Origin of the sequence: Thalassospira sp. GO-4 (assembly GCF_023588965.1) — a bacterium.
Taxonomy (GTDB): Bacteria; Pseudomonadota; Alphaproteobacteria; order Rhodospirillales; family Thalassospiraceae; genus Thalassospira; species Thalassospira povalilytica.
On sequence record NZ_CP097807.1, the window covers coordinates 229,030 to 247,702 of the forward strand.

At 54.8% G+C, this 18,673-nt stretch carries 19 protein-coding genes; 10 read left to right on the forward strand and 9 right to left on the reverse strand.

The window, feature by feature from the left end; genetic code table 11:
• Positions 1–322: 322 nt before the first annotated feature.
• The 7 genes from M9H61_RS01170 (at position 323) to rnd (ending at position 7,460) form a co-directional block, all read left to right on the forward strand.
• On the forward strand, positions 323–1,447 hold the full coding sequence (locus M9H61_RS01170) for a DUF2066 domain-containing protein (RefSeq protein WP_228195827.1): 1,125 nt from the start codon (positions 323–325) through the stop codon (positions 1,445–1,447).
• 138 nt (positions 1,448–1,585) lie between these two features.
• Positions 1,586–2,683: an AI-2E family transporter gene (locus M9H61_RS01175; RefSeq protein ID WP_114112728.1), complete on the forward strand. Its 1,098-nt coding sequence runs from the start codon at positions 1,586–1,588 to the stop codon at positions 2,681–2,683.
• Positions 2,684–2,690: 7 nt separating this feature from the next.
• Positions 2,691–3,479, forward strand: a complete 789-nt coding sequence (locus tag M9H61_RS01180) for a DnaA ATPase domain-containing protein (RefSeq protein ID WP_318271641.1) — start codon at positions 2,691–2,693, stop codon at positions 3,477–3,479.
• 83 nt (positions 3,480–3,562) lie between these two features.
• Positions 3,563–4,063: a RimK/LysX family protein gene (locus M9H61_RS01185; protein WP_068518210.1), complete on the forward strand. Its 501-nt coding sequence runs from the start codon at positions 3,563–3,565 to the stop codon at positions 4,061–4,063.
• Positions 4,064–4,199: 136 nt separating this feature from the next.
• Positions 4,200–5,105, forward strand: coding sequence for a 30S ribosomal protein S6--L-glutamate ligase (gene rimK, locus M9H61_RS01190; protein ID WP_068518209.1), 906 nt, complete (start codon positions 4,200–4,202; stop codon positions 5,103–5,105).
• A 4-nt stretch (positions 5,106–5,109) separates the two neighbouring features.
• Positions 5,110–6,198: a succinylglutamate desuccinylase/aspartoacylase family protein gene (locus M9H61_RS01195; RefSeq protein WP_170310300.1), complete on the forward strand. Its 1,089-nt coding sequence runs from the start codon at positions 5,110–5,112 to the stop codon at positions 6,196–6,198.
• 98 nt (positions 6,199–6,296) lie between these two features.
• A complete protein-coding gene (rnd, locus tag M9H61_RS01200) occupies positions 6,297–7,460 on the forward strand; it encodes a ribonuclease D (RefSeq protein WP_068518208.1) in 1,164 nt (387 codons plus the stop codon).
• Between the two features lie 94 nt (positions 7,461–7,554).
• Here the strand turns inward: rnd and M9H61_RS01205 are convergent, their stop codons facing one another.
• Entirely contained in the window at positions 7,555–8,133 is a 579-nt protein-coding gene (locus M9H61_RS01205; protein ID WP_206927282.1) for a TetR/AcrR family transcriptional regulator, read from the reverse strand.
• A gap of 172 nt (positions 8,134–8,305) precedes the next feature.
• On the opposite strand from M9H61_RS01205, the gene M9H61_RS01210 reads away from it, so the two are divergent.
• Both M9H61_RS01210 and M9H61_RS01215 read left to right on the forward strand, forming a co-directional pair.
• Positions 8,306–8,854 (forward strand): carboxymuconolactone decarboxylase family protein, encoded by a 549-nt coding sequence (locus tag M9H61_RS01210; protein ID WP_228195829.1) that lies wholly within the window; start codon positions 8,306–8,308, stop codon positions 8,852–8,854.
• Positions 8,855–8,960: 106 nt separating this feature from the next.
• Positions 8,961–9,425, forward strand: coding sequence for a DUF1348 family protein (locus M9H61_RS01215; protein WP_114112656.1), 465 nt, complete (start codon positions 8,961–8,963; stop codon positions 9,423–9,425).
• 386 nt (positions 9,426–9,811) lie between these two features.
• Here the strand turns inward: M9H61_RS01215 and M9H61_RS01220 are convergent, their stop codons facing one another.
• A complete protein-coding gene (locus M9H61_RS01220; protein WP_250282905.1) occupies positions 9,812–10,678 on the reverse strand; it encodes an SDR family oxidoreductase in 867 nt (288 codons plus the stop codon).
• Between the two features lie 133 nt (positions 10,679–10,811).
• Between M9H61_RS01220 and M9H61_RS01225 the strand changes: the two genes are divergently transcribed.
• The gene (locus M9H61_RS01225) at positions 10,812–11,693 is read left to right on the forward strand and encodes a LysR family transcriptional regulator (RefSeq protein ID WP_250282907.1); all 882 of its coding nucleotides are present in this window, start codon (positions 10,812–10,814) and stop codon (positions 11,691–11,693) included.
• Between the two features lie 51 nt (positions 11,694–11,744).
• Here M9H61_RS01225 and M9H61_RS01230 read toward each other — a convergent pair whose 3' ends face one another.
• The 7 genes from M9H61_RS01230 to M9H61_RS01260 all read right to left on the reverse strand — a co-directional run bounded on the left by M9H61_RS01230 (position 11,745) and on the right by M9H61_RS01260 (position 18,619).
• Positions 11,745–12,638: an NAD(P)-dependent oxidoreductase gene (locus M9H61_RS01230; RefSeq protein WP_250282909.1), complete on the reverse strand. Its 894-nt coding sequence runs from the start codon at positions 12,636–12,638 to the stop codon at positions 11,745–11,747.
• The gene (gene rfbC / locus M9H61_RS01235; RefSeq protein ID WP_250282911.1) at positions 12,635–13,171 is read right to left on the reverse strand and encodes a dTDP-4-dehydrorhamnose 3,5-epimerase; all 537 of its coding nucleotides are present in this window, start codon (positions 13,169–13,171) and stop codon (positions 12,635–12,637) included. Before rfbC ends, M9H61_RS01230 begins: the two co-directional genes overlap by 4 nt.
• A complete protein-coding gene (locus M9H61_RS01240; RefSeq protein ID WP_250282914.1) occupies positions 13,168–14,400 on the reverse strand; it encodes a class I SAM-dependent methyltransferase in 1,233 nt (410 codons plus the stop codon). Before M9H61_RS01240 ends, rfbC begins: the two co-directional genes overlap by 4 nt.
• Positions 14,397–15,482 carry a CDP-glucose 4,6-dehydratase gene (gene rfbG, locus M9H61_RS01245; RefSeq protein WP_250282915.1) on the reverse strand — a complete coding sequence of 362 codons (1,086 nt, stop codon included), beginning with the start codon at positions 15,480–15,482 and terminating at the stop codon, positions 14,397–14,399. Before rfbG ends, M9H61_RS01240 begins: the two co-directional genes overlap by 4 nt.
• 5 nt (positions 15,483–15,487) lie before the next feature.
• Positions 15,488–16,258 (reverse strand): glucose-1-phosphate cytidylyltransferase, encoded by a 771-nt coding sequence (rfbF, locus tag M9H61_RS01250; protein WP_250282917.1) that lies wholly within the window; start codon positions 16,256–16,258, stop codon positions 15,488–15,490.
• 55 nt (positions 16,259–16,313) lie between these two features.
• Positions 16,314–17,195, reverse strand: coding sequence for a glycosyltransferase family 2 protein (locus tag M9H61_RS01255; protein ID WP_250282919.1), 882 nt, complete (start codon positions 17,193–17,195; stop codon positions 16,314–16,316).
• 134 nt (positions 17,196–17,329) lie between these two features.
• Positions 17,330–18,619, reverse strand: coding sequence for a DUF1835 domain-containing protein (locus M9H61_RS01260; protein WP_250282921.1), 1,290 nt, complete (start codon positions 18,617–18,619; stop codon positions 17,330–17,332).
• Positions 18,620–18,673 lie beyond the last annotated feature (54 nt).

Genomic DNA, 18,673 nt, shown 5'->3' on the forward strand with positions numbered 1-18,673 from the left:
GGGCAACCCGCGTTTTTCATCAATACGTACCGACTTCCAAGCGACGTTCACTGGGCATTTGCGGGCCGGGCCGCAGCAAATATGCTGCTGTTTGACCAATCCGCCTTACTGACGCCTTTAATCAGTTGCAGGAATGTCCGCCAGTCCTACTGATAAAAAACGCGGGCTTGATAATTTCCGCTGGGGCGAAAATACTCAAACGCGGACAATATGCAATGATCACCTGCGCATGACAGAGTTTTCTTTCCAGAATGCGTGCAACATGCCACAAGGGCGATTGCAAAATAATTCGACAAGACACGATTAGGGCAACGAGGCATACGTGCTTACTTCATTGAAAAACATCAAGATGTTGGCTGGCGCTGTTACGGTTTCTGCGCTGATGGCTTTTCCGGCTTTTGCGCAGGACATTTTCACCGTGACCGGTGTTCACGTTGATGAAAGTGCGGAAACAGCCGCCGCCGCCCGTGAAAAGGCGCTCGAGATCGGCCAGCGCAAGGCATTCGAAGAAGTGATTGCGCGTTTGACCCTGCCGGAAGATCGCGCCGGATTGCAGATGCCGGCGGGCTCGGAAATCACCAATATGGTGCGCGATTTCGGCGTGTCGAATGAAAAGACGTCATCGGTTCGCTATATCGCGGACATGACCGTGCGGTTCAAGGATGACGAGTTGCGGCGCTTTTTGCGGTTCCGCGACATTTCCTTTGCCGAACTGCAATCCAAGCCGGTGATGATTGTGCCGGTTTACCGGACATCGGGCTATGTCACCTTGTGGGATGATCCCAACCCGTGGCGCGATGTCTGGGCACGCAATGTTGCCACATCGGGTCTGGTGCCGATCAAGGCACCGATTGGTGATCTGACCGATATCGGGACCGTTTCCGCCGAACAGGCCGAAAACGGATCAATGGAACGTCTGGCGGCATTGGCCAAACGCTATGGTGCGGATGTTGCCGTTGTTGCCAGTGCCGATGTCAGTGGGGCGACGGGGGCGGAAACCGTTGATGTGACGGTCACCCGCTATGATCCCAATAGCGGCCCGCAGGTATTTGGTGTTCAGGAAAACACGCTGCCTGACGAGACGCTTAATGAAACGCTGGTCCGTGCGGCCAAGGCGGTTCAGGATCAGCTTGCCGATGGCTGGAAACGCGCCAACCTGATCAATTACAGCACGGGCGGCAGCCTGATGGTGTTTATTCCGATTACCGGGCTTCAGGACTGGGCCAAGATCGAAGACAAGCTGATCGGTCTTCCGGTGGTGCGCAATTCGCGCGTTGTCGCGATGTCGCGCCGTGAAGTGCAACTGTCACTCGACTTTGTCGGGTCAACCAGTCAGCTTCAGACTGCACTTAATCAGCAGAACCTGAACCTGACGCGGATGGGGGAATTGTGGTTCATCCAGCCGACCGGATCGGACCGCTTGCAGGGCTTGTCGATCGGCGGCTAGGTCATAAACCCGTGACACCGGCCAGTCCGCGATAATGACTGTCTGCGAATTGGCGGTCCGCGATATTGATCGTCAGTGGCCGGTTCGGGCGTCTTATCGGCGTCCTTCGGGAGTCTGGCAACAAAGGGGAACCCGGACATGACATTACGGCAACAGGCACGTTTCTGGCTTATTTTCATTGTCGGATTCTTCTTTCTGGTGTGGCTGTTTTCAAGCATCCTTCTGCCGTTTGTTGCCGGGATGGCGATTGCCTATTTCCTGGATCCGCTGGCAGACAAGCTTGAGGCGCGCGGCGCCAGCCGCACGGTCGCGACCAGCATCATCACGGTGCTGTTTTTCCTGGTTTTCATTCTGGTGCTGCTGCTGATTGTTCCGATGATCGGAAGCCAGCTTGCCGGGTTCCTGGAACGGTTGCCGGGCTATGTCGATGCGTTGCGCACCAATGTTGCGCCCTATCTTCAGCATGTGCTGGACCGGGTGGCCCCCGAGACCCTGCAAAGTGTGTCTGATGCGGTCAAGGGACAAAGCGCCAATGCGCTGAAATGGATCGGCAATGTGCTGACCAATGTGCTGTCGGGCGGGCTGGCGCTTTTGAACTTTATCAGTTTGCTGTTCATCACACCGGTTGTGTCATTCTATTTGCTGCGGGACTGGGACAAGATTGTTGCCAAGGTCGACAGTTATCTGCCCCGGCATTCCGCCACCGATATCCGCCAGTGCGCGCGTGAAATTGATGACACGCTGGCGGGCTTTGTGCGCGGGCAGGCATCGGTTTGTGTATTGCTGGGCCTGTTTTACGGGCTTGGCCTGACGCTGGTCGGGCTTGAATTCGGCTTTGTCATCGGGTTGATGACCGGTCTTGTTTCCTTTGTGCCCTATTTCGGGATGATCGCCGGATTTGCGGTTGGCATGGGGGTGGCGATTGCCCAGTTCGGGTTCGGTCTTGATCTTGGTCTGGTGGCGCTGGTGTTCGGGATCGGCCAGATTCTTGAAGGCAATTTCCTGACGCCGAAGCTTGTCGGTGACAAGGTCGGGCTGCATGCGGTCTGGGTGATGTTTGCCTTGCTGGCCGGTGGTGCGGTTTTCGGGTTGCTTGGTGTGATGCTGGCCGTTCCGGTGGCTGCGGTGATCGGCGTACTTGTGCGTTACGGTTTAAGGCAGTATCTCAGTAGTCGTTTATATGATCATGGACCGGATCACCCGCGTGGTGATGCGATCGAAGACGGCGAGAATTGAGACCACAGTGACCCCGGCGAAACACAATCCGGCCCATCACACGGACAAACCGGTGCCCGAGGCAGAACTTGCGGCCGAGCGCGACAGTGTCGCGCCCGATGTCGGCCCGCAGCAATTGCCCCTTGCACTTGAATTGCGTCCGGCTTTGGGGCGCGATGATTTCATGGTTGCGCAATGCAACCGTGATGCGGTGGCCTGGATTGATCTGTGGCCGAAATGGCCGGTGCCGGCATTGTGTCTTTATGGGCCCAGGGGCTGTGGCAAAAGCCATCTGGCTGAGGTCTGGCGCGCCCGGTCTGCTGCACTGAGTGTTGCCGCAATCGATCTTGCCGGTTGCGATCCCGACGCGCTGCTGGGTGATGCCAGGGGGCTTGTGATCGAAGATGCCGATGGCGGCATTGATGAAACCGCCTGTTTCCATCTTTATAACATGCTCAAGGAACGGGACGGGCATTTGTTGCTTACCGCGACACAGCCGCCGGCACGCTGGAATGTCGGGCTGCCCGATCTCAAATCCCGTCTTGGTGCAGCCCTGGTCTGCGAAATTTCCCCGCCAGATGACGATTTGATGGTTGGTCTTCTTCTTAAACTGTTTGCCGATCGACAAATTCAGGCCGGGCCGCAAACCGTGAGCTATATTTTGCCCCGGATCGAGCGATCCTTTGTCGCACTGACCGATCTGGTGGCGGCGATTGATCGTCGTGCCCTTGCCGAAAAGCGGGCGGTGACCTTGCCACTTGTGCGTAGCGTGATGGAAGAAATGCAGGTGGCATCGGGAACCGATCGCGCCGACTAATTTCGCCCGCACTGTTAAAATCATAGGCCGATCAGCCTTTTGCAGGCTATATTCAAGGCACTTTCAATTACCGGATTGTGCATGTGAGCCCACAACGACTTAAAGCAAAACCGTCATTCAAATCCCATACCGATGCCCTGGTGGCGGGGGGACATGTTCTTGGCTGGCGTGAATGGATCGGACTTCCTGATCTTGACGTTCCGCTGATCAAGGCCAAGGTTGATACAGGGGCGCGGACATCGTCGCTTCATGCACTTAATCCCAAACAGGTAACCCGGGACGGGCAGGATTACGTCCAGTTCGTGTTGCCCCATTATCGCGGAGACGGGCATGGACGCATTCAATGCCTGGCTCCGCTGGTCGAGCTTCGCGAGATTCGTTCTTCGAACGGAAATGCCGAAGAACGGTTCATTGTATCGACCCATATCGTTGTCGGGCATCACAGATTGAAAGTTGAAGTGTCGCTTGCCAACCGGTCAATCATGGGGTTTCCCATGCTTTTGGGGCGTACAGCGATGAAGGCAGGAAGATTTTTGGTGCAACCATCGAAATCTTATCTTGCAGGGAAGCCCGAACAGAGTTAGATGCGCAGAAGAACGATCATGTGGCGGAACAAATTCCCGACAGGATCGTTTTTTCTTTCTGACAATATTCCAAGACCGGGCATGCGACATCTGATCGTCTGCACGGCCATTGTGACCGACCACGGGAGTTCATTTTATGAAAATCGCGATGCTTGCGCGTAACCCAAATCTTTACTCCCACAAACGGTTGGTCGAGGCTGCCGAAGCGCGTGGGCACGAGATTGAAATCATCAACACCTTGCGGGTGACGATGAACATTACCTCGCTCAAGCCGGAAATCTATTACGGCGGCAAGAAACTTCTGGGCTATGACGCAGTCATTCCGCGTATCGGTGTGTCGGTGACGTCATTCGGACTGGCGGTATTGCGCCAGTTCGAAATGATGGGGGTATATCCACTTAATGAGTCGGTTGCGATCGGTCGTTCGCGTGACAAGTTGCGGTCGCTTCAGATTCTGTCGCGTCGCGGTGTCGGCCTTCCGGTGACGGCCTTTGCCCATGATCCGAAGAAAACCGACGAGGTTTTGCAGATCGTGGGTGGCGCGCCTGTGGTGATCAAGCTTCTGGAAGGAACCCAGGGCATTGGCGTGGTTCTGGGTGAAACCGAGAAATCCGCCAAATCGGTTATCGAGGCATTCCGTGGCGCCAGCGTCGACATCATGGTTCAGGAATTCATCAAGGAAGCCGGCAATACCGACATCCGCTGTTTCGTGATCGGCGGCAAGGTAATCGCCAGCATGGAACGCAAAGGTGCCGAAGGCGATTTCCGGTCAAACATCCATCGCGGTGGATCGGCCCGTTCGGTCCGTATTACCCCCCAGGAACGTGCAACGGCAGTTGAAGCCGCCAAGGCAATGGGGCTAAATGTTTGTGGTGTCGATATTTTGCGCTCCAACCACGGGCCGGTTGTGATGGAAGTCAATTCATCGCCGGGGCTTGAAGGCATCGAAGGCGCAACCGGCAAGGATATCGCCGGGATGATTATCGAATTCCTTGAAAAAGATTACCGTCCGGGAAAAGTCCGAACCAAAGGCAAAGGATAACGGCATGAGCGAAACCGGATCGACCAAGGGAAAAGAAAAAACTCCCAAGGCCCCCAAAACACCTGATTTTGAAATTGGCGGGAAAAAGGTTGCTCCGGGGACGCGCAAGATTGTCGATATTCCGATCTCGCTTCTGTCCAACCACACGCCGGTCAATCTGACCGTCAATGTCGTGCATGGCAAACGGCCGGGGCCGGTTCTGTTTGTCAGCGGGGCTGTGCATGGTGACGAGATTGTCGGGGTCGAAGTGATCCGCCGTGTCTTGAAATCCCCTGCATTGAAGGGGATGCGCGGCACGTTGCTTGCCGTGCCGCTGGTCAATGCATTCGGGTTTTTGAACCACACCCGATATCTGCCGGACCGTCGCGATCTTAACCGCAGTTTCCCGGGCCATGCGCGCGGATCGCTTGCCGCGCAGCTTGCGCATCTTTTCCTGCATGAAATTGTCGAACGGTCCGATTTCGGGATTGATTTGCATTCGGCCGCTGTTAACCGCGTTAACTTGCCCCAGATCAGGGTCAATGAAGACGACCCGCAAATCATGGAATATGCCGAGGCCTTTGGCGCGCCGATCATTCTGACCAGTCCGCTGCGTGAAGGATCACTGCGCCAGGCCGCGCGTGAAATCGGGGTGCCGATCCTGCTGTATGAAGCAGGCGAGGGGCTTCGTTTTGATGAAATGTCGATCCGGGCTGGTGTGTCAGGTGTGCTGCGTGTGATGCGCAAACTTGGCATGACATCGGAACGCACCGTGCGGACACCGCGCGTGCCATCGTTCAAATCGTCCAACAGTCACTGGCTGCGTGCGCCGGTTGGCGGGATTTTGCGGACCTTCAAGCTGGCAGGCGAATTCGTGCATGCCGGTGATGTTGTCGCAGCGGTGGCCGATCCGTTCGGGCAAACCGACGAAGAAGTCCTGGCGCGCGAGGATGGCCTGATTATCGGGCGAACCAATTTGCCGATCGTCAATCAGGGCGATGCGCTGTTTCATGTCGCATCAATCAAACGCCCGGCAGAAGTCCAGGAACGCATGGACGCCATCGAAACCCACCTGCAATCCGATCCGCTGCTTGATGAAGATGAAATCATCTAGGGCGGGGCTTTTGGCGATCAGCCATTCCGTCCATGCGGTGGTCTGACCTGCGTCTAAGCCACTGGCGAATTGTTCCGGGCAATGTTATAGCAATCGACATGGAACCTATTACAACTACAGAAGAACTGCGAAGCTTGTGCGATAGCTTGCGCAAGTTCGATTACGTTACAGTCGATACCGAATTCATGCGGGACTCGACATATTGGCCGCAACTGTGTCTTGTGCAGCTTGCGAGTCCGGAACATTCGGACAACGGTGCGGCGGTTGACCCGCTTGCCGAAGGCATTGACCTGTCGCCGCTGTTTGAGCTGATGCAGGATGAAAGCGTGATCAAGGTGTTTCACGCGGCCCGTCAGGATATCGAAATTTTCGTGCATTTGTCGGGCAAGGTGCCCCATCCGGTGTTTGATACCCAGGTGGCGGCCATGGTGCTTGGCTATGGTGACCAGGTCGGATACGAGACACTGGTCAACAAGGTCGCGCGCAAAAGCATCGACAAATCCATGCGGTTCACCGACTGGTCACGTCGTCCGTTATCTTCGAAACAGATCAATTATGCGCTTTCGGATGTGACGCATCTGCGTGTGATCTATGAAGATTTCCACGAACGGCTTGAGGCCAATGGCCGGGCGGTCTGGCTTTTCGAAGAAATGGAACGTCTGACCGATCCGTCGATCTATTCGATTGATCCGGCAGATGCCTGGTTGCGTCTCAAGACCCGGTCAAACAGCCCGAAGTTTCTGGCCGTTGCCCGCGCGCTTGGCGAATGGCGCGAGACCGAGGCCCAGCGCAAGAACCTGCCGCGCAATCGCATTTTGCGTGATGACACGTTGCTCGATATCGCCGCGCGTCAGCCAATGACCGAAGCGGACTTGGACAAGACCCGCGGTGTTGGCCGCAATTTCGGAAGCTCCAAGCCCGGTCAGGCAATCATCGAGGCAATCAAGGCGGCTTTGGCCTTGCCGCAGGATCAGTGGCCCAAACCAAAACAGCGCATTGAATTGCCAGCCGGCATCGGCCCGACGGTCGAGCTTCTCAAGGTGTTGCTCAAGCTGTGCGCCGAGGAAAAGGGTGTGGCCCAGCGACTGGTGGCATCCGGCGATGATTTGCAAAATATTGCCGCAGACGACAATGCCGATGTTCCGGCCATGCATGGCTGGCGTCGCGAATTGTTCGGGCAATATGCCTTGCGTCTCAAACACGGTCAGCTTGGTCTCAAGCTGAAAAACGGAGAAGTCGTTCTGGTCGATCTTGACGCCTGACGACTTACGCATTGCCGATCAAAAAGACGGAGCCGGATGGCTCCGTTTTTTGTTGGGTTTTTGTTGGCCGCACGGATCAAGGCAACAGGCTGCCTTATGCCGGTATGGTCGCATCCAGAAGGCCGGTGGCAATTGATTTGGCAATCTGGGCCGCATCAGACAGGCCGCGTACCTGTGCGGTTACAATCGCCCCTTCCTTAAGCAGGGCAAGCTGTTCGGCAAGTCCGACCGGATCAGTTGCACCCGCCGCGCTGCAAAGTTCGACAAGATAGTCGAGGATCTTTTTCTTGTGATCGGCGGCAATGCGGTGGGCAGGGTGGTCGAGTTTTGAAAATTCGCCCGATGCATTGATAAACGCACAGCCGGCAAAACCGAGTCCCTTGAAGGCGCGCCCGGTAAACCAGATTTCAAGCGCATCATACATGGCAAGCAATTTGGCGCGCGGTTCGGACGATGCCTTTTCCATTTCACCGGTCAGCCAGTCCCTGAACTGTTCATCGCGACGTTCAAGGGCGGCAACAATCAGTTCGTCCTTTGATTTGAAATGTTTGTACATCGTCATTTTGGCGACGCCGGACTCGGCAAGAATCTTGTCAATGCCGGTGGCGTTGAAGCCCTGTGTGTAGAACAGGCGCAGCGCCGTATCGATCAGATCGTCGCGTTTTGATCTCAATTTTCTTCTCCAATAGTCAGACCGGTCTGTCTTCTTGTGCCGCGAAGGGCGCAGAAATGCAAGCATTGCACGTTTCAGAACGACCGGTCCAAAAAATATTTGACAAATAGACAGACTTGTCTGTATATATCGGTCATCAGCTGATGACGCAAAATCTTTAAGGAGAAAGTCCATGACCCGAATTACGCTTCCTGCATCCATTGATGCCGCACCGGCAAATGCCCAACCGCTTCTTGAAGGCGTGAACAAACTGCTTGGATCGGTGCCGAACCTGTTTCGTTTGACGGCCAACAGCCCGGCAGCACTTGAAGGCTATCTTGGTCTTAACGGTGCCTTGGCCAAAGGCGCGCTTGATCCCCAGACCCGTGAACGCATCGCCCTTGCGGTTGCCCAGCTTAATGGCTGTGACTATTGCCTGTCGGCGCATACCTATCTTGGCAAGAACCTTGCGAAACTTGACGATGCGGAAATTGCCGCCAATCGCAACGGGGCGTCGACCGACCCGAAGGCCAATGCCGCCGTGCGCTTTGCCGTGGCACTGGTTCATAACCGTGGCCAGGTTTCCGCTGCTGATGTTTCGGCTGTCAAGGAAGCCGGATTTAGCGAGGCCGAACTGGTCGAGATCGTGGCACATGTCGCGCTGAATACCCTGACCAATTACCTGAACGAGGCGTTCGATACGCCGATTGATTTCCCGGTCGTGACGGCATCTGCCGCCTAAGGGCAGGCCTGCTTCCGGCAAAGCCCCGGTCGGTGGTCCCCCCTCCGCATATCGCTCCGAACCGACCGGGGTTCCTTTTTCAAACCAGCACCAAAGGACAAGATCGATGTCACGGCCGCCGCTTCCTCCCTTTAATATCGAGACCGCCAAACAGAAAGTCCGCCTGGCGGAAGACGGCTGGAACAGCCGTGATCCGCAAAAGGTTTCCCTGGCCTACACGCCAGACAGCCAGTGGCGAAACCGTTCGGAAATGTTTGCCGGTCGTGAAAACATTGTCGCTTTTCTGACCCGTAAATGGGCCAGAGAGATGGAATACCGCCTGATCAAGGAGCTGTGGGCGTTTCATGAAAACCGGATCGCCGTGCGCTTTGCCTATGAATATCGCGATGACAGCGGCAACTGGTTCCGTGCCTATGGCAACGAGAATTGGGAATTTGATGAAGATGGCCTGATGCGTCATCGCGTTGCATCGATCAATGACAAACCGATCACGGAACAGGAACGATTGTTCCATTGGCCGCAAGGACGCCGTCCCGATGATCATCCCGGATTGTCCGATCTTGGGCTTTGATGCCTGACCGCCATGTTCCGTGTCGCGAAGCGGACAGGAAATTCCGGCGGAAAACATTCGTCTCCCGGCAGGCAAGGTGGCACGTCCCCGGTGCTGTCTTGTCTGTCACCCCCGCCAGCAAAGGATCCTGAACATGATTGTCAAATATGTTGTCTTTTCGATCACATCGACCGCCGTGCTTTTCGTCTCGACGTTGCTGAGTTTTGCACCGTAAAGCAGGGCGACGAGATCACCGGAATTGCCCCTTGTTCCGATGCCTCCCTGAAACTTGCCGGGCCCCGTTTGGGGTCCATTTTTTTTGGCGCTGATCTGTTGTGCGTGTTGGAAACAAGAACAGCCGCCCGGAATGCGGGGCGGCTGTTTTTTGTTCGGGGCAGGGGGAGTCTTCAGGCCGCAAGCGCCTTGCAAATGAAATCTTCGACAGATTGCGGCTTGCGGCCAACCAGCGTTTCGAAATCATCACTGACGGTTTCGTAATCGCCCTTTTTCGCGCCAACATAAAGACCGGCAAGGGCTTCGACCAGATGGCCGGGAAGGCCGATGCTGTTAAGGATCCCGACGTGGACGTCCCCCGGCAGGTCGGCAAAGGTAATGTCCTTGCCAGTCGCCTTGGCGATGTAGCTGGCAATTTCGGTATGGGTCACGGCTTTCGCACCGGTCAGGTCATAGGTCGCATTGATGTGGTTGTTGGGATTGGCAAGAACCACTGCGGCGGCCTCGGCCAAATCATTGCGCGGGATATAGGTGATTTTGGCATCGCCCGCCGGTGCGCCATAAGCCCCGGTTTCGAGTGCATGGGGAACACCGGCAAGCAGAAGGTCGGCATAGAAACTGTTGCGCAGGAAGGTGTAGTTCAGGCCGCTTTCCTTGATGTAATTTTCGGTATCAAGGTGAATGGCGGAATAGGTGAAATCGGCATCAGCACGCGGGTCAATGATACTGGTGTAAACCAGATGTATGACGCCCGCGGCTTTGGCGGCATCAACCGCTGTGCGGTGCTGGGCGATGCGGGTTGCATTGTCGGCTTCTGCTGAAATGATCAGGGCGGTTTCGATGCCCTTGAAGGCAGTGGTCATCAGGGCGAGGTCATCAAAATCACCATGCCGAACATCAACGCCAAGTGCGGCAAGATTTTCGGCCTTGGCCGGGGTGCGGACACTTACCGCAATTTCGCTGGCCGGAAGGCGATCAAGCATGTGTTTCACAACGAGGGTGCCGAGCTGGCCGGTTGCGCCGGTAATCAGTGTGGTCATTTGAATTCTCCAGTTTGGGGCAGGCATCGCCTGTTCATGACGGAGAATGTGATCTTTAAAACCTATATGGTCAATTCGATGGGTATGATAATAAGTATGCATCAATGTCGATGAATTTGATCTTGATTATCGGTTGTTGCGTCTGTTCCTGACCATCTATGACGAAGGATCGGTGACGGCTGCGGCGCATCGTCTTGGTGTTGGGCAGCCCACCGTCAGTCACGGGCTTGACCGGCTGCGCCAGATTATCGGCGATCCGCTTTTTGTGCGGTCGGGGCGATCGGTTGCGCCAACCGCACATGCCGATGAAATCGCGCCGCAGATCCGTGCTTTGTTACAAGGGATGCGTGATCTGACCAGGGTTGTGGCGTTTGACCCGGATGACCCGTCTCATAGCGCGCATTTTACGATTGGGTGTAATGACTATGAAGTCAGCGTCGTCTTGCCGGCATTGATGCAACGATTGCAGTCCTGCAAGGCAGATATTCGTCTCAAGGTTCTGTCGATCAGTGGCGAGGGTCATTTTGTCGGCTTGCTGCGCAGTGGCAAGATTGACCATGCCATCAGCATCCAGTCGGCGGGCAAGCATGCCGATATCGCAATGCAGGCGCTGTTTCGTGAACAGATGCGCTGCTTTTACGATCCGGCATTCCATGATGCAGCACCCGATACCCTTGATCGGTACTGTGCGGCCGATCATGCACGTGTGATCATCGGGGCGAATGATGTGTCGGCGATTGATGATTTGCTGCGTGCAACTGGCCGATCACGCCGCACGGCGTTGCAGGTTTCAACCTTTGCCAGCATTCCCAACCTGATCCGCGGCACCAAGGTCATCGCGACATTGCCGTCGCGATTGGCGGAAAACGTAATGGGGGGCTTTGCGACCTGTGACTTTCCGCTGGAATTTCCCGAATATGGCTTTGCCCAATACTGGCATGTTCGGAACGCCGCAAACGCAGCCCATAAATGGCTGCGCAGCGAGATTTTCAGGATTGCACGTGGCCTGGACTAGCTGAGTACATCAAATGATGTGAACAGCTAATTTTGACGATAGGCTGCCTGACTAGTCAGTTTGACTGCGCCACCATTCAATGCAACTTTCCAATGCCGTGATCAGATCGTACTTCGGCTCAAAGCCGATTGTATCATGAAGGATCGACGTATCGGCAACGAGGTATGGGGGATCGTCAGGGCGATCCGGCAGGCTGCCGGCTGATACCTGTCCATGTCCGATCAATTGTTGCAATGTGTTTGCGACCGACAGTAATGAATGCGCTTCGCCGCTTGCAACATTGAGAATGCCATTGAATGTGCTTTCAAATACCGACGCAAAGGCAGCGCCAGCATCTTCAACATGCATGAAGTCACGGACTTGTTTTCCGGAACTCATTTTTGCAGTTTCCCCGGCAAGAAGGGCCTTGGTTACTGCCGGGACAAAACGTGCTGGATATTCACCCGGTCCGCATAGAAGGAACAATCGTCCCCATGCAATTGAACTGCCCTGATCAATCAGGTTCTGACAGTGTCGGGCCAGTTTCAGTTTTTCCTGCCCATAAAGGGTGCCGGGTACACAAGCATCCGTTTCGCAGGTTTTCTTGCCAATTTCCGATATGGTCCAGTCATATTCGGCACAGCTTCCGGCAAGAACGGCACGGGTTCCGCCAATTTCGAGAAAACAATCAAGCAGTTCAATGGAGGCGACACGCCAATCGGCATTGTCCGGTGCGTTCCAGAAATAGCCATGCTTGGTTTGCCATGCCAGATGGATCAGACCATCGGGGCGCTCAACCCGCATGATCCGGGACCGAAAATCCGGGTCAAGCAAGTCGCCAACATAATGGTTTGATGATTGGGAACCGGATCGACCGCAGGTCAGAACATCATACCCGGATGCCCGTAATGCCCGGCAGGTATGAGACCCGATAAGGCCATTGGCACCTGTTACAAGGACTTTCATTCTTGGCGCTCATAATCGGGATAGTTCGCGTCACGATCATTGATCAGGGATGGCATGATCGGCCAGTCAATCGCGAATGCCCGATCGTTCCAGCGTACACCGGCGGCAAGATTTGCCTTAAACGGGGCGCCCATCAGATACATCACCTCGGAATTGTCGTCGAGCGTGATGAAACCATGTGCGCAGCCTTCGGGGATAATGAAAGATTTGCGGTTTTGGGCCGAAAGTTCCGCACCGGTCCACTGGCAATAGGTTGGAGATCCTGCACGCAGGTCAATTACCACATCAAAAATCCGTCCGGCGATACAGCGGACGATTTTCGGATCCCCGACCGGGGCTGCCTGATAATGCATTCCCCGCAAGGTTCCTGCGTGGTGGTTGAAAGACAGGTTCGCCTGATGGACCGCGAAGTCATGACCATTATCGCCAAGTTCATCAACGCAAAATGACCGTGCAAAGAAACCACGGTTATCTTCGTGTGTTTCCAGTTCGATCAGGTCGACACCCGCGATATTTGTCTTTGTAAACTTCATCGCAGAACGGTGACTTCCGGCACAGCGACAAGGAACTGTCCACCCCAGTCTCGAATATAACCGACACTTTCCATGATCTCGTTCTGCAGGTTCCAGGGCAGGATCAGGACATAGTCCGGTTTGCGTTCCTTAAGCATATCAGGTGCATGAACCGGAATACGGCTTCCGGGAAGAAGGGTGTTTTGCTTGTGCGGGTTGGCATCGACAACGAAATCAATCAGATCTGTTCCGACCCCACAATAATTCAAAAGGGTATTGCCCTTGGCCGCAGCACCGTAACCGGCAACGGTTTTGCCTTCGGCCTTGGCCTTTTTCAGGAAGGCAAGCAGGCTGTCACGAATTGCTTGAACCTTGGTTTCAAACCCTTCGTAGCAGGAGAGGGTAGCAATACCTGCATCGGATTCCTTGGCGCGGACGGCATTCAGGCGGTCCGTTTCGGGACGGGTGCCAACCGTTTTTTGCGCCCAGACACGCAGGCTTCCGCCATGGGTGGGCAGTTCTTCGACGTCAAAGACCTTAAGCCCGTTCGCAGCAAAGCATTTCTCAACCGCATAAAGCGATAGGTAGGAGAAATGTTCGTGATAGATCGTATCGAACTGGGTCTTTTCCAAAAGGTTCAAAAGATGGGGGAACTCGAATGTCGAGACGCCATCGTCCTTGAGGATCGCGGCAAAGCCTGAGACAAAATCATTGATGTCAGGTACATGCGCCAGAACGTTGTTGGCCGCCGTCAAGTTGGCATGGCCATGTTCGGCGACAATGTTTTCTGCCGTTTCCTTGCCAAAGAACGCCACCAGACTGCGAACGCCTTTTTTCTCGGCTTCGGCGGCGACATTGGCCGCGGGCTCAACACCAAGAACTGGAACGCTGTTGGCAACAAAATGCTGCAACAGATAACCGTCGTTGGAGGCCACTTCGACAACGAATGACTTATCGTTCAGGCCAAGCCGTTCGGTCGCGCTTGCGCAGTATTTGCGAGCATGTTCGACCCAGCTGCTCGAATAGCTTGAGAAATAGGCATAGTGGCTAAAGATATCGGATGGCGGAACAACGTCATCAACCTGAACCAGAAAACACTTGCCACAGACACGGGCGTGCAACGGATAAGCCGGGTCGGTATCAGACTTGTGATCAAGCGGAACATAGGAGTTCGCAAGCGGGCTAAGACCAAGATCAACAAGGGTATGTTCAAGGTTGGTGCCGCAAGCACGGCAATTTGGCGTTGTCATTCTTTATCCATCATCGCTTCAAACGAAGTAATCTGCGTTTCGGTCAGGTCACGCATGTTCTGTCCTGCCAGATGTGCCTTATGCCATTCGACAATCCAGTTCACACATTCGGGCAGTGTAAGGCGTGGTTGCCACGCCAGGGTATTCGTTGCAAGGCTTGAGTCCAGCGCAAGGGTAAGAGCTTCCTTGCTGGCGGCCGACACATCCTGTTGTGTGGTTCCGGCATCGCAACCCCAAGCATCCAGGACCAGATCGGTCACATGCGCAACGGTATGGGACTCTTTCGGGCCAAAGTTCAGTGCGGATACCGATGCCTTTTTCTCGACCACAGCCTGAAGATACATCAAATACCCTGCCACCGGTTCAATCACATGTTGCCAGGGGCGGGTGGTGCCGGGATTGCGAAGTTCGACCGCCTTGTTGTTCGCGGCCGCGCGAATGATATCGGTCATCAGACGATCTTCGGACCAGTCGCCGCCGCCAACGACGTTGCCTGCACGGGCCGTGACAAGCGCGATACCCTTGGCGCGGAAATAGCTTTGTTCAAAGCTGCGCGCGACAATTTCCTGACAGCCCTTGGACGCGCTATAGGGGTCGCGTCCGCCCAGTGCATCGCCCTCGCGGAAGACAATCTCGCCGTGAGCCTGATCATAGCTGTCATTATCATAGGCCTTGTCGCTGGTGACGACCAGAATGCCCTTGACGCTTTCACAGTCGCGTAGCGCATCAAGAAGATGTGCGGTGCCCATGATATTGGTTGCCATGGTCTCGACCGGTTCGCGGTAACCGCGACGCACCAGCGGCTGTGCCGCCATATGTAAAACCAGATCGGGCCGGACCTTATGGACCATATTTTGCACGTCTGCACGATCGCGAAGATCGGCAATCATTTCCGAGGCATAGTCAAGATCAAGCAGGTCATACAGATTGGGATCGGTTTCCGGTGCCAGGGCAAAGCCGTGAACCTCAGCCCCCATCTTGATCAACCATGCTGCGGCCCAACTGCCTTTAAAACCGGTGTGACCGGTCAGAAGGACCCGTTTGCCAGACCAGAAAGAACGAAGGTTTTCACTTGGACGCATCGTTTTTACCAGACCTTCCAGGGGGCGTTTCCGCCTTCCCACAGGCCTTCAAGCATCTGCTTTTCGCGCAGCGTGTCCATCGGTTGCCAGAACCCGTCATGACGCCATGCCGACAGTTCGTTGCTTTCCGACAGGTTGCGCAGCGGTTCTGCTTCCCAGACGGTTTGATCATCCTTGATTTCGGAAAGGACGGATTTTTCGCACACAAAGAATCCGGCATTGATGCGCGCGCCGTCACCAAGCGGCTTTTCCTGAAACGCCGTTACCTGGTCGCCATCAAGAACAGTTGCGCCAAAACGGCCAGGAGGCGAGACAACCGTCATGGTTGCCTTGCGGCCCTGTTTTCTGTGGAATTCGATGCTTGCCGTAATATCGACATCGCCAAGACCGTCGCCATAGGTCAGGCAGAACGGTTTGTCATCATCAAGATAATCACCAACCCGCTTGATACGGCCGCCGGTCATGCTGTTGGTGCCGGTATCGACAAGGGTGATCTTCCAAGGCTCGGCATTGGCGTTGTGATACTCAAGCTGATTGGATGCCATATCGATGGTGACATCAGCGTGATGCAGGAAGTAGTTGGCAAAATATTCCTTGATCACATAGCCCTTGTAGCCAAGGCAGATGACAAATTCATTCACGCCGTGTGCGGAATAGATTTTCATCAGGTGCCACAGGATCGGTTTGCCGCCGATTTCGACCATCGGTTTTGGTTTGACCGAGGTTTCTTCACTCAGTCGGCTGCCATAACCGCCAGCAAGAATTACTGCCTTCATCAGAATAGGTACCCATTCATCCAGTTTGATGCGTCAGTTCGTCAGAACTCAAGTGTCAGCGCGGAAGTTTCGAGGCCCTGACACCGAAGACGGCCGCCAAGGACCCCGCCGAACGGGCAAGATCACGCCAGCCTTTTGCCCGTTTCATCGCGATGCCATGCACCAGTGCCTTGCCGGCATACCGCAATGCGTATTTTATGCCAAGGCAGCTTCCGGCCAGACGGCCTTTGTATTTGGTTTCAAAGTATATTCTGGACCATGCAATGTTCCAGAACTTTTCCCAGTAATATGCCCGATTTGGACGGACAGAGCCGCCATTCAGATGCGTGACCACGGATGCAGCAACAAGAATAAGTCCATATCCGGCCTGTCGGAAGCGCATGCACATGTCGTCGTCTTCGAAATAAAGGTAAATTTCGGGATCATAAAACCCGACTTCCTTCATCGCGTTCATTCGCACAAGGTTCACTGCGCCAGACAAGAATTCAACGCATATCGGACCTTCAGGCGTAATTTCGTATGCCTGTTTTCCGAAAATGCCGCGCTTCCATAATTCGACGTCGTGGCTGGGTTCTATATTTCCGTTGCCATCCTTATGGAGCGGTCCAAACATTGCCGCTTCTGGATATTGATCGGCCGCTTGAACAAGGGCATCAATAGCATCCTGCGTCATCAAAGCGTCAGGATTTGCAAGCAGGGCAAATTCGGTTGTGACTTCTGAAAGCCCCTGACTGGCAGCAGCGCCATAGCCCAAGCCAACTGGGTTTCGAATGATATTCGCATCGGGACGCAAGGACGTAACGATATCAAGGGTATCGTCCTTTGATGCGTTATCAACAACGATCAAGGGAAGATCAGCAGGCAGCGATTTCAAAAGGCCACCAATAACCAGCCCACCATTGTGGGTAATCGTGATTACAGTTGTTCTTGCTGCCATTAAAATATCCTGCAGAATTGATGCTGTCCCGTTGCCGGTGAACATATTCAATCCCGTCACAATGTCCAACGACAGTTTCGCCTTTTGTCAAAAAAGGCGAAACCCGTCCAACAAAGTTATTCGCTCAGGCGTTCTTAATAGAAAACTCCGCCTGTTTCCGGCGTTATTTCGATCCCGCCGACCCAGCGGGTGGTGGTGAAATTGTCGAGGAAGTTTTGGTTGCCTGCCAATGTGTCTGATCCGGTCGCGGTTATGGTCAGGATGCGGGTTGGCCAGTGCTGGTCCGGATTGTCTGACAGGGTAAATAGCGGCGATTTGCAGTGCATCATGGTCTGGATTTCTGACCAGAACATCAGGTCGGCCAGATAGGGGAGCGGATCGTAGCTTTGCATGAGATGCGCATAGATTTTGCCAACCGGAAGCGGGCCGTGATCGCGTGCGATCTGAAGGACAAGTTTCTGGGTCAGGCCAAGCCCAGATTGCGGGTCCGGCAATTCGGCGATGTGGCGTTCAAGGGCCGGGATCAGATGGGGCAGGGCGCTGGTTACGGTTTGGATGAATTTTTCGAGTGCGTCGGGCGTTGCGGAGCGAATGGCCTTCCATGCCGTGCGACCGGTTTCAAGCATGGCGTCAGTCACCGATACCCGATGATTTTCCCAGCACCAGATCAGCAGTTCCGGGGACAATTGCCCAAGACCGATAAAACGCTCCACACCGGGGATTGCACCGACCGATATCAATTCGATCCTTGTCGCGGGTCGTGCGGTGGCGATGACGTCCATCAGGAAGGCCAGAATAAGCTGGTCGTAGCCGTCATGTTCGAACCATAAAACCACATGATCATATTGATCCAGGCGGTTCAGCGCAGCATATTCGCGTTTGCTTCTTGCTAATGCATCCTTTGGGGTGATGTGATAACCGCTTGCGATGAAATTGGCGCGAACAGAAATGAATTCATCAAGCGGCAGATCCGGCACCGGCCCCTGACAGAACGGATCGGCAAATTCCAGAAAATCACCGACAAAGCCGGCAATGCCAAGTCCGTTCCGGATGTCTGATCCGCAACGCAGATGCAGGGTGCGTTTGGTATCAAGCACGGGCGGCTTTCCGCTGGAAATCTGACGGTTCTGTTCGGTGATGCGGTCGATATGGTTTTTCAGTTTGGGCCAACTGGCAAAGCCGTTTTCCCGTGCAATCACCAGCTGGGCGTCAGCAAGCCGGATATCGGCAAATCCCGCAGCCCCGATCGGATGATTTACATCGACAAAGCGTTGTTGCGCGGTTTGGTTTCCGGCACGCAGGGCGCGCAAAAGGTCCTTGGCGCGCTTTCGTTGCTGTTCAAGGTTCAGGCGCCCGTCAAAGAAGATGCGGTTTGGGCGCGAAGAATTGGCTTTATCGGATTTCGTTGTGCGTGATGCAGACATACGATTCCCCTGATCATAACGCCTGTGTCCGCCAGACAGGCAAGGAAACCGTGT